This window comes from Bradyrhizobium sp. Gha, assembly GCF_900113735.1.
In the GTDB taxonomy this organism is placed as follows: Bacteria; Pseudomonadota; Alphaproteobacteria; order Rhizobiales; family Xanthobacteraceae; genus Bradyrhizobium.
Genome location: NZ_FOQM01000022.1, coordinates 38,944 through 63,088 on the forward strand (window position 1 = coordinate 38,944; position 24,145 = coordinate 63,088).

Consider the following 24,145-nt stretch of genomic DNA (forward strand, 5'->3'; position numbering starts at 1 on the left):
GCACGGAGCGCCATCATGTACCGACTCGCCGGACTGTTCACTGCCCTCGTCCTGCTCGCAGGCACGACCCTCTCGCCTGCCAGCGCCGAGGACAGGACCATCACGGTTTTCGCCGCGGCCTCGATGAAGAACGCACTCGACGAGGTCGATGCCGCCTACACCGCCAAAACAGGCGTCAAGATCACAGCGAGCTATGCGGCGAGCTCGGTTCTGGCAAGACAGATCGAGCAGGGCGCGCCGGCCGACGTGTTCGTCTCCGCCGACACCGACTGGATGGACTACGCGGTTTCCAAGAAGGCCATCAACGAGCCTTCCAGGGTGAACCTGCTCGGCAACAGCATCGTGCTGATCGCGCCGAAGGATTCTGGGATCGACAACGTCACGATCGCGCAAGGCTTCGACCTCGCCAAGCTTGCCGGCGACGGCAAGATCGCCACCGGTGACGTGAAGTCGGTGCCGGTTGGGAAATATGCCAAGGCGGCACTCGAGAAGCTCGGCGCCTGGCACGCCGCCGAGCCGAAATTCGCCATGGCCGAGAGCGTGCGCGCCGCGCTGGCACTGGTCGCGCGCGGCGAAGCCAATCTCGGCATCGTCTATTCCACCGACGCCAAGGTCGAGCCCGGCGTGAAGATCGTCGGCACCTTTCCGGCGGATTCGCATCCCGCGATCGTCTATCCCGTCGCCGCGACGACGACCGCGAAGCCCGAGACCAGCGCCTATCTCGCCTTCCTGCGCTCGACGACGGCCAAGACCTGTCTTGAAAAGTACGGCTTCAAATTCTTGATCAGTCCCACAACATGATTCTTGCCACCTGATTGTCGTGCTCGACATCTCTGCCGCCGAATGGACGGCGATCCTGCTCTCGCTCAGGGTCGCCGTGATCGCGACGCTGGTGGCAACGCCGTTCGGCATTGCGCTGGCGTGGCTGCTTGCCCGAAAGGATTTTTGGGGCAAGTCGGTTCTGGATGCCGTCGTGCATCTGCCCCTGGTGCTGCCGCCTGTCGTGACCGGCTATCTGCTGCTTCTCACCTTCGGCCGCCGCGGTCTCGTCGGCGGCTTTCTCGCCGATCATCTCGGCATCGTCTTCGCCTTCCGCTGGACCGGAGCGGCGCTCGCCTGCGGCGTGATGTCGTTTCCGCTTTTGGTGCGGCCGATGCGGCTGTCAATCGAGGCGATCGACCGCAGGCTGGAGCAGGCCGCCGAGACGCTTGGCGCCGCGCCTTTCAAGGTGTTCTTCACGGTGACGCTTCCCCTGGCGCTGCCCGGCGTGCTTGCCGGCATGGTGCTGGGCTTTGCCAAGGCGATCGGCGAGTTCGGCGCGACCATCACCTTCGTCTCCAACATTCCCGGCGAGACCCAGACGATCTCGTCCGCGATCTATTCGCTGATCCAGACACCTGACGGCGACGCCGCCGCGGGGCGGCTCGTGATCGTCTCCGTTGTCCTCGCACTCGGTGCGCTCATCGCCGCCGAATGGTTCGCTCGCCGCGCCACGGCGCGCCTGCACGGGAATTGACCATGCTGCGCGTCGACGTCGAAAAACAGCTCGGCGAGTTTTCGCTCTCGGCGTCGTTCTCGAGCGAGGGCCGCGTCACCGGCCTGTTCGGCGCCTCCGGCGCCGGCAAGAGCTCGCTGATCAACATCATCGCAGGGCTGCTGCGGCCCGACCGCGGCACCATCGTCATCGACGGCGAGACGCTCGACGACACCGCGTCGGGCATTCACGTGCCGGCCTGGCGCCGCCGCATCGGTTACGTGTTCCAGGATGCGCGGCTGTTTCCGCATCTCGACGTCGCGCAGAATCTCGATTACGGCCGGCGGATGAACCGGCTCGCGCCCGATCGGGCGCAGCACGCGCGCGTGATCGAGCTGCTCGATATCGGCACGCTGCTCGACCGCCGCCCCGGAAAGCTGTCGGGGGGCGAGCGCCAGCGCGTCGCGCTCGGCCGCGCGCTGTTGTCAAAGCCGCGTTTGCTTCTGCTCGACGAGCCGCTCGGCGCGCTCGATGAAGCTCGCAAGCTCGAGATTTTGCCATACCTGGTGCGCTTGCGCGACGAGGCCAATGTCCCGATGGTCTATGTCAGCCACGATGCCGCCGAACTGCGCCAGCTCGCGACGCAGATCGTGATGCTGAGGCAGGGACGCGTGACGTCGTTCGGCGGGGTGAAGGTGCTGACGTGAGGCCGTAGCCCGGATGCTACCAGCCGCGATCGACGTTGCGCACGTCGCCGGTGCGAGCATCGACATCGACCTCCATCCAGCGGCCGGTGCGGTCGCGGCCCTCGATCTGCCATTCATCGCCCGCGAACTCGGTGTGCGAAATGGTCATCACGCCGATATCGGTTGCGACATCGAGCGCGGCCTGCATCGAGATCTGATCGCCCGTGTCATAGGCCATTGCCGGTGCCGCCGTTCCGAGACCGATTGCGACGACGGCGGGCAGGATGCATTTGCGCATGGATTGCTCCTGTCGGATGCGTTGACGGTTACGCGGCTAAGAACCGACAGTGGCGCGGAGCGTTCCGGAACCGCGATCACGAAGCCGCGCAAATCTTCGGCGGTTGCGGCGATTTGGTGGCGGTCGGTGTTCCGACCACCGTCATTGCGAGCGCAGCGAAGCAATCCAAAATCTCTCCGCGGAAAGATCCTGGATTGCTTGGTCGCATCCGCGCAAAATTGCGACGCAATTTTGTCGCTGGGCTCCTCGCAATGACGAGTTCCTGGCTGGCATCATCTCGACAACGGCCGACAGCGGCCATGGGCTTTCGTCAGGACGGCAGCATCAAACGCCGGCCACCGAGGTCCACAGCTCCGCGAGCTTGCGTCGCAGCGCCTGGCTGCGGGTCAGCGGCGCGGGCGTTTCGTCCTCTTCCGGCAGACGCAGGCCAACGACGTTTACGCGGCCGCCGGAGATGCTGCGCGCGACCAGCACGATCTCGTCCAGCGCAAGCTCGGCGCCCTCCTTCGGCGCGCGGTCGAGATGGACGTCGAAATAATCGGCAAGCGTGAGCGCGCCTTCCTCGTCGCTGACCTTCACGCCGTAGATCCCGGCGAGCTCGGCGAGCGTGTGCTCGCCCGATACCATGAAGTCGCCGAGCAGGTGCGGATCGGGCGCGGTGCTCGGCTGCATGTCGACGAAGAAACGATCGAGCGCCTCGGCCTTCTCCGGCGGCGCCAGCAAATAGATGTAGTCGCCGGGCGCGATCGGCTCGGCTTCGACAGGCGTCAAGATGCTCTCTTTGCGGATCACCAGCGTCGGCTTGGACCAGGACGGGATCAGCCCGCGGCGGAAATAGAGGCTCTTCGGCCGCACCGGATAGCCGACCAGCTGCTGCTCGAGCTGGCCGGGCAGATCCAGTTCGACGCGGCGGGGCCCACGCTCGGCGCGCGGCAGCGCCACGTGCAGTTTTCGCGCGGCCGGTGCCAAGGTCCAGCCCTGCAGCAGCAGCGAGATGATCACGACGACGAAGGCGACGTCGAAATAGAGATAGGCTTTCGACAGGCCGACCAGCATCGGGATCGACGCCAGGAAGATCGCGACGGCGCCGCGCAAGCCGGTCCAGGCGATGAAGATCTTTTCACGCCAGTTGAAGCGGAACGGCGCCAGACACACGAACACCGCGATCGGACGCGCCACCAGCATCAGCACCAGCGAGACGGCAACCGCCGGCAGCACGCTGGAGCCGAGCCGGCTCGGTGACACCAGCAGGCCCAGCAGCACGAACATCACGATCTGCGCAAGCCAGGTCGCGGCGTCGAGAAACGCCACCACCGAATTATGCGCGCGCGTCGGCCGGTTGCCGATGATGATGCCGGCGAGATACACGGCCAGAAATCCGGAGGCATGCATGATCTGCGAGCCGCCGAAGATCACGAGCGCAGCCGTGGTGACGAAAGGCGCGTGCAGGCCCTGTGGCAGCGCGACCTTGTTGAGCCCGATGACGACGAGACGTCCACCGATCACGCCGACGACGGCGCCGAGCACCGCTTCCTGGAGGAACTCCATCACCACATGGCCTGGTGTGCTCGAGCCCAGCGAGATGTACTCGACCAGCATCAGCGTGAGGAAGATCGCGAACGGATCGTTGGTGCCGGATTCCGCTTCCAAGGTCGCGCCGACGCGCGGGCGCAGGCGCAGGCCCTGGGTGTGCACCAGCAGGAACACCGCGGCGGCGTCGGTGGAGGCGACGACCGCGCCGACCAGCAGCGACTCCGCCCAGTTGAGATCGAGCGCGAATTTCGCGAACGGCGCCGTGATCAACGCGGTCAGCAACACGCCGACGGTCGCGAGCACCATCGAGGGCGCGAGCACGGCGCGGATGCTGGCAAAGCGCGTCTTCAGCCCGCCGTCGAACAGGATCAGGGCCAGCGCCACCGAGCCGACCAGATAGGTGGTGCCGACATCGTTGAACTGGAGCTGGCCGGGACCGGAATCGCCGGCGAGCATGCCGATGGCAAGGAAGACGAGCAGCAACGGCGCACCGAAGCGCAGCGCGAGCAGGCTCGACAGGATACCGGCCATGACGAGGACGGCGCCGAGCAAAATGGCGATGCTGAAGGAGTCGAGGGAGGCCATCCACCTTCCGGGTACAAATCGCTGGAATTGCATCCTTATCGTCGCCAGACGGGCGCGCCAACCCATTTTCTCCGGCTCGCGGCAATCTGCCCGTATTTTACGGCCTTAACGCGCTTCACTTCACGGTGTATCGGTGGCCCGGTCGCGGCCTTTGTGGGATTCTGCGGCACTTCCGAATCAAACCCGCCCGACCGCTTCCCCGAGACCATCAGATGGACATGGACCTCAAAGACCTCATGGAGTTCGTGCAGACGACTGCGCGCAGCGTCGGGGCGGAAATCTCCTCGCCCTGGTTCTACCTGCAGTTCGGGCTCATTCTGGCGGCGGCGGGGATCGCCTATGCGGCGGAAGCCACGGCGCACAGCCGCGTCGACCTGACCTCGCTCGCCATGCGCTGGCCGCTGCCGCTTCGCCGCTTCGTCCACGTGATGGCGGCCAGTGCCTCGACAGCCGTGTTCACCCTGCTCGTGATCATCTCCCGCGTCGTGATGTATCACGCGACCTGGCCGAGCCGTAGCTATCTCTTGATGGTCGCCGCCAAGCTGGGGCTGGCATGGCTCGCGATCCGGCTCGTGACCTCGGTGCTGCGCAATGCCTTCATCGTCAAGCTGGTGTCGGTTGCCGCATGGTTCTTCGCCGCGCTCTCCATCCTCGGCCAGCTCGACGCCACGGTCGAGCTGCTCGACTCCTATGCCATCGTGCTCGGCGGTCTGCGGCTGACGCCGCTGCTGGTGATCAAGGCCGGCGCGCTGCTGATCATCGCGCTCTGGCTCACCAACATCGCCAGCAATTTCGCCGAGAGCAAGATCAACTCGGCGGCCGATTTGACGCCGTCGGTGCAGGTGCTGCTGATCAAGATCATCCGCATCGGGCTTCTTGCCGTCGCCATCGTGATCGCGCTCGGCGCGGTCGGCATCGACCTCTCCGCGCTTGCGGTATTCTCCGGTGCAGTCGGCGTCGGCATCGGTATCGGCCTGCAGAAGATCGTCGCCAACTTCATCTCCGGCATCATCCTGCTCGCCGACAAATCGGTGAAGCCGGGCGATCTCGTCACCATCGGCGACAACACAGGCCGCATCAGCGCGATGAAGACGCGCTATATTTCCGTCGCCGCCGGCGACGGCCGCGAATTCCTGATCCCGAACGAGGACCTGGTGACGCAGAAGGTCGTCAACTGGACCTATACCGACAAGAACACGCTGGTGAAGATCACCTTCGGCACCAATTATGACGCCGATCCCCGGCTGGTCTGCAGGCTGGCCATCGATACTGCGGCCGCCCATCCACGCGCGCAGAAGGCCAAGCCGCCGAACTGCATCCTGACCGAGTTCGCCGAAGCCGGCATGAAGTTCTCGCTGACGCTCTGGCTCGCAGACCCCGACGGCATGGACAACGTCAAGAGCGACGTGATGCTGGCGCTGTGGGACGCCTTCAAGCGCGAGGGCATCCGGGTTCCCTATCCTGTCCGCGAAATCCGCGTCCGCGGCGGCGCGCTGCCGGTCGAAACCACCGTAGAAGTCCCGAATTGAGCCGCTTTCGGGCGCATGGCGGCTAGGCCAAGCTTGCATGGGGGCCCGCAATCATTAAATTAGGGCTTCAAATCAAGCCCTTCCGCCATATTCCAGAAGATAGCGCCCGCATGAGCTACGTCGAAGCTACCGATACCTCCCTGCGCAAGACCGGACAGATCAAGCTGCATGGGCCGAACGCCTTTGCCGGCATGCGCAAGGCGGGTGCTTTGGTCGCAAAGTGTCTGGACGAGCTCACTGATATCGTCGGCCCCGGCGTGCCGACCGATCGCATCGACCAGTTCGTCCGCGAGTTCGCCTTCAGCCATGGCGCCTATCCGGCAACGCTGATGTATCGTGGCTATCGCTACTCGACCTGCACCTCGCTCAATCACGTGGTCTGCCACGGCATGCCCGGCGACCGTCCGTTGAAGGAAGGCGACATCGTCAACATCGACGTCACCTTCATCGTCGATGGCTGGTACGGCGATTCCAGCCGGATGTATGCGGTCGGCCCGATCGCGCGCAAGGCCGAGCGGCTGATCGAGGTGACTTATGAGGCGATGATGCGCGGCATCGCCGCGGTGAAGCCCGGCGCCACCACCGGCGACATCGGCCACGCCATCCAGAGCTTCGTCGAGCCGCAGGGCATGAGCGTGGTGCGCGATTTCTGCGGCCATGGCCTGGGACGCATGTTCCACGACGAACCCAACATCATCCATATCGGCCGGCCCGGCGAAGGCGTGCAGCTCAAGCCCGGCATGTTCTTCACCATCGAGCCGATGATCAACCTCGGCAAGCCGCATGTGAAGATCCTGTCCGACGGCTGGACCGCGGTGACCCGCGACCGCTCGCTGTCGGCGCAGTTCGAGCACTCCGTCGGCGTGACCTCGACGGGCGTCGAGATCTTCACGCTGTCGGAGCGGCACGGCGAGAAGCAGATCGGGTGATGGCCCGCCGCGGCGTCATTCCAGCGTGAACAGCTCCGCGCCTTCGATCGCGTAGTGCGCGAACAGAAAATCCCTGATGTTGACGATGCTGCCGTTGTCCCAATCGAGCAGGACGAAGTAGCGCGGCGGACCTGACGGATCTTGCGGGTCGAACGCGATGATGGCGGGGCGGCGGTCGACGAAGCCCGGCACGAAGCGCCAGGGGCTGGTCTGCTCATAGCGATGGAAATATTCGCTGACGTCGCGGCGGCCGGTACGACGGGTCCGGTTGACCATCTCCAGGCATACGTCGTCGGCCAGCATGTCGCGCAAGGAATCGAAATCGCGCGCGTTGAAGCGCTCGACATAATGCATCAGGCGGGCACGTTCAGCGGCTTCCAGTTCGGGAGGCCTGACGTCGTCGGTTTCAGCCGCGAGTTCGCGAAGCCGGGTACGCCCGCGTTGCAGCGCGCCCTTGGTGGCCGGGACGCTGCTGCCCATGATGGCGCAGACCTCGTCGACGGAATAGCCGAGCACGTCGCGCAGGATCACGGCGCCTCGCTGCGCCACGGGCAGGCGCATGAACGTCCCGAGGCTTGCGGCCACGATCTCACGTTCGGTCGCGACGCTGGTCAGAGCGGGGATCATGTCCAGATCTTCATCGGAGTGGACCGCGTTGTAGCGGGCGCGCCGGCGCAGGAAATCCAGCGCAGCGTTGTGGGCGATGCGAAACAGCCAGCCTTCCGGATTGTCGAGCGTTCCGGTTCGCGGCGCCGCCTCGAAGGCTTTGAGCAGCGCCTCCTGGAGCACGTCCTCGCCGTCGATGACCGAGCCCGTCATGCGCGCGCAATAGCGATGCAGTTGCGGTCGCATCTCCACCGCAAGCCGCTCGAGGGCCTGCCGGGCGGTCTGTCGGACCGCCCCCATTCCATTGCTCGTCGCATCGTCTGCCAAGCAAATCTCCCGGTCATCTGTCAGCGTGATACGCCGATCCGGATCGTGGCGCCACACGCCGAGGTCAGGCATGATTGACCTCGACGACCTCGCACAGGATCGTCTCGGCCTTCGCGATCGCGGCAAGACGTTGGACGTAGGGCGCGAATTTCGGATCCTTGCGGAAATTCTCGATATCCGCAGCGCTGCGCCATTGCGAGTAGTTGATGGCGCGGCCACCCTCCTTGCCGGCGTGGACGCTGGACGAGATGAAGCCGGGCTGCTTGCTGAAAAAGGCCTCGGTGCCCTCCTTCAGGAGCAGGACCAGCTTCTGCTGGTCATCGGGCTCGACCGTGAAGACGTTGACGAGGGTCGCGATGTCGCTGCCGGTGCGAATGGTGGCTTCCATGTTCGAACTCCTGTTCTGGCCAAAGGACGGGTCGATTTGAGCGGCGAGCAGTGCGCCGGCACGGAGGCCGGTGGCAACCACCGCACGACGCGATGGCGTGGCTTTGATCTCTGACATCGATGTTCTCCTTTGCGAAAACCTGCTGGCCGCTCGTCGAGGCCCACAGCGCAGAGACGAACGAGGCGGCGAAAAGGAAACGGTCGGTGCGGATTTTTTTCGTTCAGCCGCTTTGCCCATAGACGGCGTCGCGAATTTCGCTCGGGAAGGTGCCGAAACCGCGCTCCAGCCCGGTGGGTGAAGGCGACGACGGTGAGCTTCCGGCTGGCCTTGCCGGTTCCGGGTCAAAGCGGGCCCCCGGCTTGTTGCAATTGGCGGTTGCAAAAGCCGAGATCCGTGGCAATGCTGGCGGACGATGCCTGCCAAGCCCGACGCCGACGACAGCACGCCCGAAGATACGCCGCATTATCTCGGCCATCGCGAACGGCTGCGCGAGCGCTTCTATAGCGCGGGCGCGGATGCGCTCAGCGACTACGAGCTGCTGGAGATGGCACTGTTTCCGGCGCTGCCGCGGCGCGACACCAAGCCTTTGGCGAAGATGCTGATCAAGGTGTTCGGCTCGTTCGCCGAGGTCGTCCATGCGCCGGCGGCTCGCTTGCGCGAGGTCGATGGCGTCGGCGAAGCCGCGATCAACCAGCTCAAGCTGATCGCTGCCGCCGCGCACCGCATCGCCAAGGGCGAGGTCAACAGCCGCAACGCGCTGTCGTCCTGGAACGAGGTGATCGCCTATTGCCGCACCAGCATGGCCTTCGCCGACAAGGAGCAGTTTCGCCTGCTCTTCCTTGACAAGCGCAACCAGCTGATCGCCGATGAGGTGCAGCAGACCGGCACCGTCGACCACACCCCGGTCTATCCGCGCGAGGTGATCAAGCGGGCGCTGGAGCTCTCGGCGACCGCGCTGATCCTGGTGCACAACCATCCCAGCGGCGATCCCTCGCCCTCGCAAGCCGACATCCAGATGACCAAGGCGATCATCGACATCGCCAAGCCGCTGGGGATTGCCGTGCACGACCACATCATCGTGGGCAAGAGCGGGCATGCGAGCCTGAAGGGGATGCGGCTGATCTAGTCCGTCTGCGTCTTGGGCTTGATCGTCGATTTGACGATCCCGCTTTGCCGGCCTGATCGAACCCGAGAGCGACCGTGCGTGTGGCCGTGATCGAACGGCCGTCTCCGTCGATCATGGTGTCGATGGTCACGACGGATGCGGCTGATTTCGGCCCACGAATCGCGTAGCAACGACGACATGAGCGATTGGCTGCACAACCTGCCAGTGCCTTTGATGGCGGTGGTGATCTTCGGCTTCACTTATCTTCTGGCAGCAGGGGTGTTCACCCTCGTCGCGCTGGTCGCGACGAAGGAGCGCGCGGCATCGCTGAAGGCGATCTCGCCGGGCATGCTGCCAGTGCTCGGCATCATCTTCGGCCTGTTCGTCGCCTTCACTGCAGCCCAGGTCTGGGGCGACAGCGACCGCGCCGGCGCCGCGGTGAGCCGCGAGGCCAGCGCGCTTCGAAGCGCCCTGCTGCTCGCAGCCGGCCTGCCGGCGGAGCAGGAGACGAAGCTACGCGGGCTGGTGCGTGACTATGTCGGGCAGGCCGTCACCGTGGAATGGCCGATGATGGCGCATCAGGAGGCCTCGCTGAAGGCGACGCCGTCGGCGCTCGCGGAAGCCCTGCAGCTCGTCGTTACGATGACGCCGCAGGGGCGCGCCCAGGAGACCACGCAGCGCGAGGTCCTCGCCGCGCTGGAGCAGGCGCTGGATGCGCGGCGGCAGCGCATCATCGTCAGCCTCGCCTCGGTCAATTCGGTGAAATGGTGGTGCCTCTATCTCCAGGCCCTGTGCGAGCTGCTGGTGATCGGCTTCGTTCATTGCGACAACCGTCTCGGCTCGGCGATCGCGATGGGCCTGTTCGCGACGGGCGTCGCCACCTCGGTGCTCCTGATCGCGGCGCACGACCGTCCGTTCACGGGCCAGATATCGATCTCGCCGGAGCCGCTGCGTCAGATCATGCCGGAGGTCCCCGCGAGACGAAGCTGACTGCGCGGGCCGTGCCCGCGTCAGTTGGCTACTCAGTAGCAGTAGCGCGGATCGACCGGCACGTAACGGCCATCCCGGCGCTGCATGTAGCAGCCGCGCTGATAGGCGTAATAGCCGGAGCGGCGCCGCTCGCCTTCGGAGGCGATCGCAGCTCCCGTGCCGGCGCCAACGACCGCGCCAATGGCCGCGCCACGGCCACCGCCGAGCGCGCCACCCAAAATCGCTCCGCCCACGCCGCCGATGATGGCGCCGCCGACGGCGTCCTGCGCCACGGCATCATGGACCGGGACGGCCATCGCGACCGCGAAACATGCTGCAATTCCAAGGCGTCGAAGCATTCCGAATCCTCCCAACGGATGGCGCAGTCATAGCGTTTCGAGCCCCTCCGGGCCAGAACAATCGTCCTGGCCGGGCGCGCCCCAAGGCGGGCCTGTCGCGACGTATGATTGCGCCTCAAACCGAAGGCACTCGGCTGCACTTTCGGGAATGATCGCAATCGGGGCTCTTTGCTTGAGCATGAGCTTTTCGGAAAGCCGCGCCACACTTTTCCGGATCATGCTCTAGATTTTCTGAGCGTCGAGCGCCGCGGCGCGGCGCTGCATCAGCGCGCGCTCGCGCCCATTGGTCGCAAGACGCGCGGCGGCTTCGAAGGCCTGCCGCGCCTCTGCGATCCGTCCGAGCTTCTGCAGGAGGTCGCCGCGAACCGCCGGCAGATGGTGATAGGCCGCCAGCGCCGGCGCACCGGCGACCGTATCAAGGACATCAAGTCCGGCCTGCGGCCCCTCGGCCATGCCGACCGCGACCGCGCGATTGAGCTCGATGATCGGCGAGCGCACCAACCGCGCCAATTCGCCGTAAAGCTGCGCGATGCGCTGCCAGTTGGTCGCGGCAGCGGTCTCCGCCCTGGCGTGACATGCCGCGATTGCGGCCTGGAGCGCGTAAAACCCCCTGGAGCCGCCGAGCTCGCCGGCACGTTCGAGTGAACGCAGGCCGCGGCGGATCTGCAACCAGTCCCAGAGCGTGCGATCCTGGTCCATCAGCAGAATGGGATCACCATTCGCATCGGTGCGCGCGCGGGCCCGCGCCGCATTCAGATCCATCAGTGCGACGAGGCCGTGAACCTCGGGCTCGTCAGGCGCGAGCCCTGCGAGCACGCGGCCCATGCGCAGCGCCTCGTCGCAAAGCTGCGGCCGCAGCCATTCCTCGCCGCGTGCCGCGAGATAGCCCTCGTTGAAAATCAGGTAGACGACCTCCAGCACCGAGGCGAGACGCTCCGACAGAGCCTCGCCGCCCGGCGTCTCGTAGCCGAGGCCGGAATTCGACAGCGTGCGCTTGGCGCGGACGATGCGCTGGGAGATGGTGGCCTCGGGCACGAGATAGGCGCGCGCGATCTCGGAGGTGGTCAAGCCGCAGATCATGCGCAGCGCCAGCGCCGAACGCGCCTCTCGCGACAGGATCGGATGACAGGCGGTGAAGATCAGCCGCAGCAATTCATCGCCGATGTCGTCGTCGAGCGCGGCATCGAAATCCGGCACGGTCTCCTGCTCCTGCAACATGTCCCGCGTCAGCATGTCGTGCTTCTCGCCGAGCATCTTGCCGCGGCGCAAATGATCGAGCGCACGGCGCCTCGCGGTCGTCATCAGCCATGCCCCGGGATTGTCGGGCACGCCGATGCCGGGCCACGCTTCCAGCGCCGCCACCAGCGCATCCTGGGTCAGCTCTTCCGCCAACGGCACGTCGCGCAGCATGCGCGACAGCGTCGCGATCAGCCGCGGCTGCACGACGCGCCAGGTTGCGTGAATCGTGGCACGGATGGTTTGATCGATGTCGGCGGCCGTCATTGCCGCCGACCGTGATGCGCGTTGCTGTGCATCAGGCGTGCGCGGCTACCCCTGCGCGCGAATCGACCTCGCAGGCGCCATCGACGCCCGGCGTGGCGAAGGCCCGTAGCTCGCAGGTACCGTCCCAGCCCGGCATGTGATCGAGGTGCAGCTGCATGAATTCCTTGGCCATCGCGAGGGCCTCCGCCTTGTCGCGCAGCTCGAAAATGGCATAGCCGCCGACCACTTCCTTGGCTTCGATGAAGGGACCATCGATGACGCTGAGCTCCCCGTCGACGATCCGCACGCGGGCACCGGTCGCAAGCGGCATCAACCCGCCATTGTCGATCATCCGGCCGGCCTTGATTTCCCGCTCGGATATTTTCTGCATGGCCTCCATCAGCGCCGGAGACGGGCCTTTCATGGGCTGGCTGGAGGTGACGATGTACATGAAGCGCATGCAAAACTCCTGGATAAGGCGAGACGCGGCCGGTTCGGCCGCGATCAGCTCGCTACAAGAGATGACGATCCGGCAGGGACCGGATCGACATAGGCATCAAGAAAAATTGGCAGCAAGAAAAATTGGGCACCCAGACAAATTGCAGGAACGGAGAGGTGCTATTGGCGCAGCATGATCAGGGGATCGGCGGTATCGGGAACCCGGCGCCATTGCGCATTGTCGTCGGCCTCGAACTGCCAGACCTCGCCTGATTTCGACATCAGGATGATTTGGCCGCGATCGAGCCGCCATTGCGTCGGGTTGAACTGGGCGATCGCCGCATCGCATTTCGGCTTGAGAAAGACCTGGAAATTGTCCTGATCGGCTTCCGTGTTGGTCAGCGTCAGCCCGCAGATCGGCTGGCCGTCGCCGCGCACCATCGCCCAGTCGCCGATCATCTGGTCCATCGACTTGGCCATCGAGCGGGCGGCGGCGAGGTCCTGCAGGATGTAGACGCCCTCGCCCTGCCGCAGGCCCTCGAAAATGCCGGCCTCGACCTCGGTGAAGTCGATCACGGATTCGCCGGATGCATCCTGCAAGCGGACGATGTCGAGGCCCTTGATGCTCCAGGCCACGATGTCCTTGGTGAAGGGCAGCGCGGTCTTGCAGGCCGGCTCCAGCTCCAACTTGAAGCCCTGCGCCACGGGATCGCCCTTGATCGTGACGACGCAGGTCTTGCTGCGCTCCGTGGTCGAAAGCTCCCACTGCCCGATCATCTCCTTCTTCAGGGCCTTGGCATCCTGCGCATGTGCGCTGCAGAGCGAGGCCAAATGGGCCACGACGGCGAATGCAATGACCCGAAGAACTGACATCAGCGCCCCTTGAACGGCGTTTCGACGACCGGCGTCAACGGCGGCTTTCCGGAGAACCAGGACTTGAGGTTGTCGATCACGAGCTGGTCCATCGCATTGCGCGTCACCACCGAGGCCGAGCCGATATGCGGCAGCAGCACGACATTCTGCATGGTCTTGAGCTCATCAGGCACGTTGGGCTCGGCCGCGAACACGTCGAGGCCGGCGGCGAGGATGGTGCCCGATTTCAGGGCCTGGACCAGCGCCTGTTCGTCGACCACCGAGCCGCGCGCGACGTTGACCAGCACGCCGCGCGGGCCGAGCGCCTTGAGCACGTCCGCATTGATCATCTTTTCGGTAGCAGCGCCGCCAGGCACGATCACCATCAACGTGTCGACCGCCTTCGCCATCTCGATCAGATCAGGGTAGTGCTGGTAGGAGACGTCCTTGGACGGATTGCGGGAATGATAGACCACCGGCACCAGCGAAGCATCGAGCCGGCGCGCGATGGCCTGGCCGATCCGGCCCATGCCGACGATGCCGACCTTGCGGTCGCGCAACGAGCCGACGCTGAGCGGATAGTTCTGGGTCTGCCAGAGGCCCGAGCGCACGTAGCGGTCGGCCTTGATGAACTCGCGCAGCGTGGAGATCAGCAGGCCCATCGCGACGTCGGCGACCTCCTCGGTCAGCACGTCAGGCGTGTTGGTGACGATGATGTTGTGCTCGGCAGCGTATTTGGCGTCGACATGGTCGTAGCCGACGCCGAAGCTTGCCACCATCTCGATCTTGGGCAGCTGCGACAGCGAATCCTTGTCGGCGCGGACGGTGTGATAGGTCACCGCGACACCGCGGATCCTGTCGCGGATCGCCGGGGTCAGCCGCTCCAGGTCGCCGCGTGTCTCGGCCTTGTGAACGACGAATTGATCGGAAAACCCGTTCTCGAGGATCGGCCGCACCGGCCCATAGATCAGAAGGTCGATCTTGTCGGACGAAATCGAACCGGTAGACATCAGGCTTCCTTTCCAAGCGCGCTCTCGTGCCAGCGCCGTAAAACGAGGTGGGAAACTAGCGCCAGCACCCCATAGATGACAATCCCGGCCAACGACAACAAAAGCAGCGCTGCGAACATGCGGGGTATGTTCAATCGATAGCCCGACTCGGCGATCCTGTAGGCAAGACCGGAGCCGGCACCTGCAGTTCCCGCCGCGATCTCGGCCACCACCGCGCCGATCAGCGACAGGCCGCCGGCAATGCGCAGCCCGCCGAGGATATAGGGCAGCGCCGCCGGCAATTTCAGAAAGCGCAGCGTTTGCGGCGGCGAGGCGCCGTAAAGCTGGAACAGGCCGGCGAGATTGCGGTCGACCGAATTCAAGCCGAGCGTGGTGTTCGACAGCACCGGGAAGAAGGCGACGATGAAAGCGCAAACGACTACCGCCGTCTGCTGCTCCAGATAAATCAGGAGTAACGGCGCGATCGCGATGACAGGTGTCACCTGGAGCACGACGGCATAGGGGAACAACGTATATTCGACCCATTTCGACTGGTTGAACAGCAATGCCAGCGCAATGCCGCCGATGCTGGCAGCGATGAAGCCTTCGAGCGTCGTCAACAGCGTGACGGCGAGCGATTGCGACAGCACCGCCCAGTCCTTGATCAAGGTCAGGAAAATCACCGACGGCGCCGGCAGGACGTAAGGCGGAACATCCCTGATGCGAACCACGAGCTCCCAGGCCGCGAGGCCGGCGGCGAATACGGCGATCGGAAGTACGAACCGCATCGCGGCTTGCCCGCCTGATGGCTTTGCGGGAATGGCGGCTCGCGCGTTCATAGCATCGACTGTCCCTGATAGGAGGGCGCCAGCGCGGCCGAGACTTTCCGACAGTAATCGGAATAGGCCGTCGAGGTGCGAAACTCTTCGCTGCGCGGTTCGACGGTCTCGATGCGGATGTCCGCCTGGATGCGGCCCGGCCGCGCCGTCATGACCACGACGCGCTGCGACAGATAGACGGATTCGAACACCGAATGGGTGACGAAGATGACGGTCTTGCCAAGGCTGCGCCACAACGCGAGCAGATCATTGTTGAGGCGGAAGCGCGTGATCTCGTCGAGCGCTGCGAACGGCTCATCCATGAGAAGAATGTCCGGATCGGTGACGAGCGCGCGCGCGAGCGACACCCGCATCTTCATGCCGCCGGACAATTCGCGCGGGACGGCGTCGGCGAAATCGGCAAGCCCGACGCTCGCCAGCGCGGCATCGGCCCGCGCCCGCCCTTCGGGCTTCGAGACGCCGCCAAGCCTGAGCGGCAGCCGCACGTTCTCGCGCACGCTGGTCCAGGGCATCAGGGTCGGCTCCTGAAACACGAAGCCGATGCCATGGCCGGGCTGCCTCGGGCCTTCATGACGCGACATTCGTACCGTACCCGATGACTGCGCACTGAGACCCGCGATCAGCCTCAACACCGTCGACTTGCCGCAGCCGGAGGGTCCGAGCAGCGAGATGAACTCGCCCTTGCGCACGGCGAGATCGAGCGGACCGAGCGCCATGACGCCGTTGTCGTAGACTTTCGTCACGCCGCGCAGGCTGACGGCGAGCGCCGTCAGGCTGGCCTCGACCGTGGGCGAAGGTCTGTTCTCTACCATTGATCGCTGGCTGTGGTGGGGCTCGCTCGGGCCGCGTCTCTCACCTCTCCCCAACGGGGAGAGGTGAACCAAGCCACCGCTATTCCCGGCCCAGTCATGCGTTACGGCTTGTTCGGGCGCAGCTCGACCCCGACGCCCTTGTTGACGAAGCGCAGGGTGTAGGACTTGCGGAAGTCGAGATCGCCTTTGACGACGCCCGCCTTCACCATCTTGTTGAAGAAGGAGGTGTAACGGTCGTCGCTCATCGCGCCGATGCCGGCCTTCAGGCTGTCGCCGGAATCGACGATGCCGTATTCCTTCATCTTGGCGACGGAATAAGCGAGCAGATCGTCGGTCATCTCCGGGTTGAGCTTCTTGATCATGGCGTTGCCGGCGGAATTGTCGCCGTAGATGTAATTGTACCAGCCGACGATCGAGGCATCGACGAAGCGCTGCACCATGTCGGGCTTCTTCTCGACCACGTCACGGCGGGTCTCGATCAAGGTCGAATAGGTGTTGAAGCCGGCATCGGCGAGCAGGATCACGTTCGGTTTGAAGCCGGCGGCCTTCTCGACCGCAAACGGCTCCGATGTCACATAGCCTTGCATCGCGCTCTTGGGATTGGCGATGAAGGGCTGCGGGTTGAAATTGTAGGGACGGACGTTCTTCTCGCTGAAGCCGTATTCGGACTTCAGCCACTGGAAGTAGCTGCTCATGCCCTCCTTGGAGACGAACAGCGTCAGCGGCTTGAGGTCCTGGATCCTGGTGACCTTCGCGTCCGGCTGCGACAGCAGCACTTGCGGATCCTTCTGGAACATCGCAGCGATCGTCACCACGGGGACGTTATTGGCGACTGCGTCGAACGACATCAGCGTGTTCGCGGCCATGAAGAAATCGATCTTCCCGGCGATCAGCAGCATCCGGTTGTTCTCGTTGGGTCCGCCCGGAACGATGGAGACGTCGAGCCCGTACTTCTTGTAGGTGCCATCGGCGACCGCCTGGAAGAAACCGCCATGCTCGGCCTCGGCGACCCAATTGGTGCCGAAGGTGACCTTGTCCAGGGTCTCGCTGCGCGCCGGCAGGATCGATACGACAGTGGCCAGCAAGCCCGCCGTTAACGCTCGCCGCAGATGGGAGGGGCTCATGAATGCACTCCGTCGATCGTGTCTGGCCGATGTGAAAGCAACGCGATAGAACCGCAAGGGGACGCTGGCCGGCCGGGCCCGCGTCCCCTGATACCCCCAACCTACGTGACAAATTCGGGCAAAGAAACCTCGATGACGCCTCCCCGCGACTGGATCGAGATCCGCTGGGCCGATGCCAGCCGCACGGATGTTTCGCGCTGGATCGCGGTGCTGCCGCTGGCGGCAACCGAGCAGCATGGCCCGCATCTGCCTAACGAGACCGACGTGCTGATCGCCGAGGCCTATCTCGCGCGCGTGCGGGAGGTGCTGCCTGCGACCGCCCCCGTGACATTCCTGCCCGTTGAACCCGTCGGCATCTCCACCGAGCATATCGATTATCCGGGCACGCAAACGCTGCCGACAGAAGTGGCGCTGAAGCGATGGACAGGGATCGGGGAGGATGTCGCGCGACGCGGCGTGAAAAAGCTCGTCATCATCACCAGCCATGGCGGCAACAGCGCGGCGATGATGCTGGTGGCGCAGGATCTTCGCGCGCATCACAAACTATTCGTGGTGACGACGTCGTGGTCGCGGCTGTCGGGCGCGGAAACGCTGTTCCCGTCAGATGAAGTGCGCCACGGCATTCATGGCGGCGCGGTCGAGACCTCGATCATGCTGTCGCGTTATCCAGACCAGGTGCGCACTGACGCGATCGCGGATTTTCCTGCGAGCAGCATCGCAATGGAAAAACGATATCGCTGGCTGTCGACGCAGCGGCCCGCCCCGTTTGCCTGGCAGGCGCAGGATCTCAACGCCAGCGGCGCCGTCGGCAATGCGACTCTGGCCGTCGCCGGGAAAGGCGAACAGCTCCTCGAGCAGGGCGCGCGCGCCTTTTGCGAGCTGCTTGACGAGGTCGATAACTTCGACGTGACCAGGCTCGCCAAGGGTCCTCTCGGCTAGCTCACATCCATCTGTAATCATTCGATAAATGACAGAGCCCGGGACCGCCTGAGGCGGTTTCGAACCCGATGCGGCAAGGGACCGTCCAACTGGGCACGCGGACCACAGCCTCAACCCGGATGGAGTTTCAGATGTCGATCAAGACCAGAATTGCCGCACTCGCGCTCGCTGCCCTCGCCGTGACTGGCAGCATCGCCGCCACCACGTCGCAGGCCGAAGCCAAGCCGCTCGGCTGGGGCTGGGGTGTCGGCGCCGGCATCGCCACCGCCGCCATTGTCGGCACCGCGATCGCCGCCAGCAATGAGCCCTATTACTACGGCTATCACCGCTGCGGCTGGGTCGCCCAGTACAACGCCTTCGGCCAGTACGTCGGCCGCGTGCGCTCCTGCTACTGATTCGAGGTGCTGAGGCCGATCTGACGTGGATCTTGCGTCCGACACGGGCGCCTCATCCACCCCGTGTCGCGCCCCGACCCCGCCCGGCCGTCCCCCCGGGCGGGGTCATCCTTTTTCCCCGCCGGTAATTTTGTTGCAGTCTCGTCACATAAGGATGCGAACCATCCTTCGCGGCGTTCCGCACTAGTTGCTATTGCGAACTATTAGCAATAATCTTCGCAACTGGCGCAGGGACTTGGCGCGATCCTGGGTGAAATCGCACCGAGACGAACTCATCTCGTCGGGGTCGCGTGGCCAGCCAAGACCCTGATGACAGGATCGCCGCGAATTGGCAGGGATGTCGGGCGGCGGTTGGGCACGGTCGCGACGGGGGGCGTAGGTTTTGACGTTGAGAGGTCACCGTTACAGGTCTGTGCGGACGGCGGCGGCGATTGCCTCGGGCGTGCTCGCTTTGCCGGCTGCCAGCTATGCCGCTGACCTGCCGCTGAAGGCGCGCGCCGCGAAAACCGCCTACGACTGGACCGGCTTCTATGTCGGCGGTCATGTCGCCTACGGCGACGCGAGTTTCGGGCCGGGCTCCAATCCCCTGCCCGAGCAGGGCGCGCTGCTGCCTCATAGCGCGACCGGATTCAGCGGCGGCTACCAGCTCGGCTACAACAGGCAACTTTCCAATCGCGTGGTGCTCGGCATCGAGGCGGACGCGACGTTCACGGGGCCGACGGACGGTCCGGCACTGGCGCGTTCACCGGTGCCATTCAACACCACGATGGACTATGTCGGCACCCTACGTGGCCGCGTCGGCTATGCCTTCGACCGCTTCATGCCCTACGTCACCGGCGGCCTCGCCTGGGGTCACACGCATATCAACGTCAACGACACCGACGGTGTCACGCCGCTCTTCCCGGTCGGCCACTATCAGGCCGGATGGACCGCGGGCCTCGGTCTCGAATACGCCGTCAGCGGCAACTGGACCGCGAAGGCCGAATACGAATATGTCGACCTCTCGCGCAAAACTTACGACCTCAGCGGCTTCGGTCTCGGCAGCGTCAATGTCGATCCGCGTCTTCACCTGTTCAAGCTCGGCCTGAACTATCAGTTCGGCGATACGCCCTGGATGCCGGCGGTCGGCAAGCCCAAGCTTCCGGAATCCGACGACTGGAACGTCCACGCACAGACGACCTTGATACCGCAAGGCTATGGGCCGATTCATTCGCCCTATGCGGGCCCGCAGAGCCTGCCGGGCGGCGGCCAATTCCAGGAGACATGGACGACGACGGCCTTCCTTGGCGCGCGGCTGTGGGACGGCGGCGAATTCTATTTCAATCCCGAGCTCGCGCAGGGCTTTGGTCTCAACGGCACGCTCGGCCTCGCCGGCTTCTCCAATGGCGAAGCGCAGAAGGCCGGCGCGGCATTCCCCAAGATCCGCGCGCAGCGCTACTACCTCAAGCAGACCTTCGGGCTCGGCGGCGAGCAGGAAACGGTCGAGGATGCACCGAACCAGCTTGCCGGCAAGCGCGATATCGACCGCGTCACCCTGATCGTCGGCCGCTTCGCCGTCGGTGATTTCTTCGACGGCAATTCTTATGCGAAAGACCCGCGCGCCGACTTCATGAACTGGGCGATGTGGGCATCGGCCGCCTACGACTTCCCCGCCGACCTGCCCGGCTATACCCGCGGCGCGGTGGTCGAGCTCAACCGCAAGGATTGGGCCGTTCGCGCCGGCCTGTTCGAGGTGCCGTCCGCGCCGAACAGCGACGTGCTGACCTTCAAGACCGGCGGCACGGTCGTCGAATTCGAGGAGCGCCATACGATCCTCGAGCAGCCCGGCAAATTGCGCGTCGGCGTCTTCGCCAACAGCGGCAATACCGCCAACTACCGCGAGGTCCTCGATCTGGCGGCAGCGAACCCGGGACTCGATATCAACGCGATTGCCAACGCAGATCAGCGCGACCGGCTCAAATACGGATTCTACGTCAATCTCGAGCAGCAGATCGTCAAGGACGTCGGACTGTTCGCGCGGGCGAGCTGGAACGACGGACAGAACCAGATCCTGTCCTTCACCGACATCGACCGCAGCCTGTCGGGCGGTTTATCGATCAAGGGCAGAAGCTGGGGACGTCCTGACGACACGATCGGCATTGGTGGTGCCATCAACGGCCTGTCGTCCGCACATCGCGACTTCCTCGCGGCCGGCGGCACCGGTCTGTTGATCGGCGACGGCCGGCTCAACTACAGCCCCGAACGCATCCTCGAGACCTACTACGCTTATCAGGTGATCAAGGGCGTGACGATGACCGCCGACTATCAATTGATCACAAACCCGGCCTATAACGCCGACCGTGGACCGGTCTCGATCTTCTCAGGCCGGCTCCACGCCGAGTTTTAGCCCCAGGGATTGTTGACCAGAGGCGGCCCATGAAGCCGAGAGATATCCGCACGGCCGCGCTCGGCCGGGCGCTGCGCCCCAATATCTGGGATGTGGTCGCACTCATCCTCGTGATCGGCGCCATGGTACTGATCGTCTATGGCGGCGAGCAGACCACCGCGCCGCTGTCCGAGCTTGAGCGCACGCCGGTCTCGCTCGATCCGGCGAACTTGCCGCTCTACGCGCTGCGCACGGTGCTGCGCATGCTGCTTGCGATCGTCTGCTCGACGGTCTTCACCTTCGTCTACGCGGCGATCGCGGCCAAGAGCCGGCGCGCGGAGATGGTCATGATCCCGGTGCTGGACATCCTCCAGTCCGTGCCGATCCTGGGCTTCCTGACCTTCACCGTCGTCTTCTTCATGAATTTATTTCCGAGCCAGGTGCTCGGCGCTGAACTCGCCTCGGTGTTCGCGATCTTCACGAGCCAGGCATGGAACATGACGTTCAGCATGTACCAGTCGATGCGCAACGTACCGAAGGACCTGGAAGAGGCCACGCAGAGCTTTCATCTATCCGGGTGGCAGCGTTTCTGGCGCCTCGACGTGCCCTTCGCGATGCCGGGACTGATCTGGAACGCGATGATGTCGATGTCGGGCGGCTGGTTCTTCGTCGTCGCATCGGAAGCGATCACCGTCGGCAATACCACCGTGACCCTGCCGGGCGTCGGATCCTATGTCGCGCTGGCAATCCAGCAGCGCGATTTGCCGGCGATCTTCTACGCGATCCTGGCGATGCTGCTCGTCATCATCGCCTATGATCAACTGCTGTTCCGGCCCATCATCGCCTGGGCCGACAAATTCCGCTTCGAGCAGACCGCGTCCGGCGAGCCACCCACCTCCTGGATGCTGGACCTGTTTCGCCGGACCCGCGCTCTGCGTGCGGTGACGCTGCCCTTCTCCGCCATCAATCGCTTCGTTTCGAATTTGCGCATCTCGCTCCCCAAACCAGGGGGACCGGCGAAGAGCAAAGGCCAGCCGTCACGACTGATCGACGGGCTCTGGCTTGCCGTCATCCTCGCCGGCACAGCCTACGCCGCGTGGCTGACCTACCGCTATCTTTCGGCCAGTCTTGGCCTCGGCGACGTGCTCGTCGTGATCCGCGACGGGCTGATAACCCTGCTGCGCGTCATTGTCCTGATCAGCCTTGCGACCTTGATCTGGGTGCCGATCGGCGTCTGGATCGGCTTGCGTCCGAAACTGGCCGAGCGCATCCAACCATTGGCACAATTTCTCGCCGCGTTTCCCGCCAACCTTGCCTTTCCGGTCTTCGTCGTTGCCATCGTCAGCTTCAAGCTCAACCCGAACGTCTGGCTGAGCCCACTGATGATCCTGGGCACGCAATGGTACATCCTGTTCAACGTGATCGCCGGCGCCAGTGCTTTTCCGAGCGATCTGCGCGAGGCCGCGAGCAGCCTTCATCTCGGCGGATGGCGCTGGTGGTTGAAGGTGATCCTGCCGGGCATCTTCCCATATTACGTCACCGGCGCGATCACCGCTTCCGGCGGGTCCTGGAACGCATCGATCGTCGCCGAAGTCGCCAGCTGGGGCGACACGCATCTGAACGCCAGCGGGCTCGGCGCTTATATTGCATCTGCGACTGAAGCGGGCGATTTCCCGCGTGTCGTTCTCGGGATAGCCGCGATGTGCATTCTGGTGACGTTGTTCAATCGTCTGGTCTGGCGACCGCTCTACGCCTTCGGCGAGCGCCGCCTGCGGCTCGGCTGACGAGGAGTTCATCATGCTCGATCACCCCCCTGCGCTCATCGACATCCGCGGTGTCTGCCGGTCTTTTCCGAAGGGCAGCGGCGAGCAGCTGCTGGTTCTGGAGAAGGTCGACCTGACGATCCGCTCCGGCGAGATCGTCGGCCTGCTCGGCCGCTCGGGCTCCGGCAAATCCACGCTGCTGCGGATCATCGCCGGCCTGATCGCTCCGTCCACGGGACAGGCGACCTGCCGGGGCGAGGTCATCGCCGGACCGCCGAACGGCGTGGCCATGGTGTTCCAGTCGTTCGCGCTGTTTCCCTGGCTGACGGTGCTGCAAAACGTCGAGCTTGGCTTGGAGGCGCTTGGCGTCGATGCTGCCGAACGGCGCAAGCGCGCGCTGGCGGCGATCGACCTGATCGGCCTCGACGGATTCGAGTCGGCCTTTCCCAAGGAATTGTCGGGCGGCATGCGTCAGCGCGTCGGCTTTGCCCGCGCGCTGGTCGTGCATCCGGATCTGCTCCTGATGGACGAACCATTCTCGGCGCTCGACGTGCTCACCGCCGAAACGCTGCGTACCGACCTGATCGATCTCTGGGTGGAAGGGCGCCTGCCGATCAAATCGATCCTCATGGTGACACACAACATCGAAGAGGCGGTCCTGATGTGCGACCGCATCCTGGTGTTTTCGTCGAACCCGGGACGTGTCGCGGTGGAGATCAAGGTCGAGCTGGCGCATCCGCGTAAGCGGCTTGATCCGCATTTCCGCCAGCTCGTCGACAGCATTTATGCCCGCATGACCCAGCGCGCCGAACCCAAGGCGCCGACAATCGAAGGCATCCCCGGCACCGGCGTCGGCATGACCCTGCACCATGTATCGTCCAACGTCCTGTCCGGCCTGATCGAGACGTTGGCGGGCGCGCCCTACAACGGACATGCCGACCTGCCGGTGCTGGCGAGCCAGCTTCGGCTCGAGGCCGACGAAATCCTTCATCTCGGCGAGTCGCTGCAATTGTTGCGCTTCGCCCAGCTCAGCGAAGGCGATTTGATGCTCACCGACGCGGGCAAGCGCTTCGCCCATCTCGAGACCGACGCGCGCAAGACGCTGTTCGCCGAGCATCTCGTCACCTATGTGCCGGTGATGGGATTGATCCGCCGCGTGCTCGACGAACGGCCTTCGCATACCGCGCCCGCGGCACGGTTCCGCAACGAGCTCGAAGACTACATGTCGGAGGATTATGCCGACGAGACGCTGAAGACGGTGGTGTCGTGGGGGCGCTATGCCGAGCTGTTCGCCTATGACGAGCAGTCGGAGACATTCAGCCTCGAAAACCCCGGCGAAAGCTCCTGAGCCACCTGCGA

24 protein-coding genes are annotated in these 24,145 nt (G+C 64.6%); 12 read left to right on the forward strand and 12 right to left on the reverse strand.

Annotated elements, in window-relative coordinates; genetic code table 11:
* Window positions 1-15: 15 nt before the first annotated feature.
* Genes modA through modC form a run of 3 tightly spaced genes read left to right on the forward strand, consistent with a single transcriptional unit; the run spans window position 16 to window position 2,181 of the window.
* Complete coding sequence (gene modA, locus BM222_RS24215) at window positions 16-801, forward strand: molybdate ABC transporter substrate-binding protein (protein WP_092233186.1); 786 nt, start codon at window positions 16-18, stop codon at window positions 799-801.
* Between the two features lie 19 nt (window positions 802-820).
* Window positions 821-1,516, forward strand: coding sequence for a molybdate ABC transporter permease subunit (gene modB, locus BM222_RS24220; protein ID WP_092233189.1), 696 nt, complete (start codon window positions 821-823; stop codon window positions 1,514-1,516).
* A 2-nt stretch (window positions 1,517-1,518) separates the two neighbouring features.
* The gene (gene modC, locus BM222_RS24225) at window positions 1,519-2,181 is read left to right on the forward strand and encodes a molybdenum ABC transporter ATP-binding protein (protein ID WP_092233192.1); all 663 of its coding nucleotides are present in this window, start codon (window positions 1,519-1,521) and stop codon (window positions 2,179-2,181) included.
* A 16-nt stretch (window positions 2,182-2,197) separates the two neighbouring features.
* Here the strand turns inward: modC and BM222_RS24230 are convergent, their stop codons facing one another.
* Both BM222_RS24230 and BM222_RS24235 read right to left on the reverse strand, forming a co-directional pair.
* Window positions 2,198-2,458 carry a PepSY domain-containing protein gene (locus BM222_RS24230; protein ID WP_092233196.1) on the reverse strand — a complete coding sequence of 87 codons (261 nt, stop codon included), beginning with the start codon at window positions 2,456-2,458 and terminating at the stop codon, window positions 2,198-2,200.
* A gap of 324 nt (window positions 2,459-2,782) precedes the next feature.
* The gene (locus BM222_RS24235) at window positions 2,783-4,576 is read right to left on the reverse strand and encodes a potassium/proton antiporter (protein ID WP_092233200.1); all 1,794 of its coding nucleotides are present in this window, start codon (window positions 4,574-4,576) and stop codon (window positions 2,783-2,785) included.
* A 212-nt stretch (window positions 4,577-4,788) separates the two neighbouring features.
* On the opposite strand from BM222_RS24235, the gene BM222_RS24240 reads away from it, so the two are divergent.
* Window positions 4,789-6,105, forward strand: coding sequence for a mechanosensitive ion channel family protein (locus BM222_RS24240; protein ID WP_092233203.1), 1,317 nt, complete (start codon window positions 4,789-4,791; stop codon window positions 6,103-6,105).
* 110 nt (window positions 6,106-6,215) lie between these two features.
* Window positions 6,216-7,034: a type I methionyl aminopeptidase gene (gene map / locus BM222_RS24245; protein ID WP_092233206.1), complete on the forward strand. Its 819-nt coding sequence runs from the start codon at window positions 6,216-6,218 to the stop codon at window positions 7,032-7,034.
* Window positions 7,035-7,049: 15 nt separating this feature from the next.
* On the opposite strand, the gene BM222_RS24250 is transcribed toward map, so the two are convergent.
* Window positions 7,050-7,940 (reverse strand): sigma-70 family RNA polymerase sigma factor, encoded by an 891-nt coding sequence (locus BM222_RS24250; protein WP_092233452.1) that lies wholly within the window; start codon window positions 7,938-7,940, stop codon window positions 7,050-7,052.
* A gap of 91 nt (window positions 7,941-8,031) precedes the next feature.
* Window positions 8,032-8,472, reverse strand: coding sequence for an antibiotic biosynthesis monooxygenase family protein (locus BM222_RS24255; protein WP_177243422.1), 441 nt, complete (start codon window positions 8,470-8,472; stop codon window positions 8,032-8,034).
* A 295-nt stretch (window positions 8,473-8,767) separates the two neighbouring features.
* Between BM222_RS24255 and radC the strand changes: the two genes are divergently transcribed.
* Both radC and BM222_RS24265 read left to right on the forward strand, forming a co-directional pair.
* A complete protein-coding gene (gene radC / locus BM222_RS24260) occupies window positions 8,768-9,481 on the forward strand; it encodes a RadC family protein (RefSeq protein ID WP_092233212.1) in 714 nt (237 codons plus the stop codon).
* A 177-nt stretch (window positions 9,482-9,658) separates the two neighbouring features.
* On the forward strand, window positions 9,659-10,450 hold the full coding sequence (locus tag BM222_RS24265; RefSeq protein ID WP_092233455.1) for a bestrophin-like domain: 792 nt from the start codon (window positions 9,659-9,661) through the stop codon (window positions 10,448-10,450).
* A gap of 32 nt (window positions 10,451-10,482) precedes the next feature.
* On the opposite strand, the gene BM222_RS24270 is transcribed toward BM222_RS24265, so the two are convergent.
* The 8 genes from BM222_RS24270 to BM222_RS24305 all read right to left on the reverse strand — a co-directional run bounded on the left by BM222_RS24270 (window position 10,483) and on the right by BM222_RS24305 (window position 17,324).
* Window positions 10,483-10,788, reverse strand: coding sequence for a YMGG-like glycine zipper-containing protein (locus BM222_RS24270; RefSeq protein ID WP_092233215.1), 306 nt, complete (start codon window positions 10,786-10,788; stop codon window positions 10,483-10,485).
* A gap of 222 nt (window positions 10,789-11,010) precedes the next feature.
* Window positions 11,011-12,291: an RNA polymerase sigma factor gene (locus BM222_RS24275; protein ID WP_092233218.1), complete on the reverse strand. Its 1,281-nt coding sequence runs from the start codon at window positions 12,289-12,291 to the stop codon at window positions 11,011-11,013.
* A gap of 31 nt (window positions 12,292-12,322) precedes the next feature.
* On the reverse strand, window positions 12,323-12,730 hold the full coding sequence (locus BM222_RS24280) for a YciI family protein (protein WP_092233222.1): 408 nt from the start codon (window positions 12,728-12,730) through the stop codon (window positions 12,323-12,325).
* 158 nt (window positions 12,731-12,888) lie between these two features.
* Entirely contained in the window at window positions 12,889-13,581 is a 693-nt protein-coding gene (locus tag BM222_RS24285) for an AprI/Inh family metalloprotease inhibitor (RefSeq protein ID WP_092233225.1), read from the reverse strand.
* Window positions 13,581-14,570 carry a 2-hydroxyacid dehydrogenase gene (locus BM222_RS24290; RefSeq protein WP_092233228.1) on the reverse strand — a complete coding sequence of 330 codons (990 nt, stop codon included), beginning with the start codon at window positions 14,568-14,570 and terminating at the stop codon, window positions 13,581-13,583. The genes BM222_RS24285 and BM222_RS24290 overlap by 1 nt, the downstream gene beginning before the upstream one ends.
* Entirely contained in the window at window positions 14,570-15,388 is an 819-nt protein-coding gene (locus BM222_RS24295; RefSeq protein WP_092233231.1) for an ABC transporter permease, read from the reverse strand. Before BM222_RS24295 ends, BM222_RS24290 begins: the two co-directional genes overlap by 1 nt.
* On the reverse strand, window positions 15,385-16,200 hold the full coding sequence (locus BM222_RS24300) for an ABC transporter ATP-binding protein (RefSeq protein WP_092233234.1): 816 nt from the start codon (window positions 16,198-16,200) through the stop codon (window positions 15,385-15,387). The genes BM222_RS24295 and BM222_RS24300 overlap by 4 nt, the downstream gene beginning before the upstream one ends.
* A gap of 101 nt (window positions 16,201-16,301) precedes the next feature.
* Window positions 16,302-17,324, reverse strand: coding sequence for an ABC transporter substrate-binding protein (locus tag BM222_RS24305; protein WP_092233237.1), 1,023 nt, complete (start codon window positions 17,322-17,324; stop codon window positions 16,302-16,304).
* A gap of 132 nt (window positions 17,325-17,456) precedes the next feature.
* Here BM222_RS24305 and BM222_RS24310 point away from each other — a divergent pair, with 132 nt between their 5' ends.
* The 5 genes from BM222_RS24310 (at window position 17,457) to BM222_RS24330 (ending at window position 24,134) form a co-directional block, all read left to right on the forward strand.
* Window positions 17,457-18,263 (forward strand): creatininase family protein, encoded by an 807-nt coding sequence (locus BM222_RS24310; RefSeq protein WP_092233240.1) that lies wholly within the window; start codon window positions 17,457-17,459, stop codon window positions 18,261-18,263.
* A gap of 131 nt (window positions 18,264-18,394) precedes the next feature.
* Complete coding sequence (locus BM222_RS24315) at window positions 18,395-18,658, forward strand: hypothetical protein (protein ID WP_177243423.1); 264 nt, start codon at window positions 18,395-18,397, stop codon at window positions 18,656-18,658.
* Between the two features lie 442 nt (window positions 18,659-19,100).
* Window positions 19,101-21,044: a carbohydrate porin gene (locus tag BM222_RS24320; RefSeq protein WP_244547224.1), complete on the forward strand. Its 1,944-nt coding sequence runs from the start codon at window positions 19,101-19,103 to the stop codon at window positions 21,042-21,044.
* Window positions 21,045-21,073: 29 nt separating this feature from the next.
* Entirely contained in the window at window positions 21,074-22,807 is a 1,734-nt protein-coding gene (locus tag BM222_RS24325; RefSeq protein ID WP_092233251.1) for an ABC transporter permease, read from the forward strand.
* A 13-nt stretch (window positions 22,808-22,820) separates the two neighbouring features.
* Entirely contained in the window at window positions 22,821-24,134 is a 1,314-nt protein-coding gene (locus tag BM222_RS24330) for an ABC transporter ATP-binding protein (RefSeq protein WP_092233253.1), read from the forward strand.
* Window positions 24,135-24,145 lie beyond the last annotated feature (11 nt).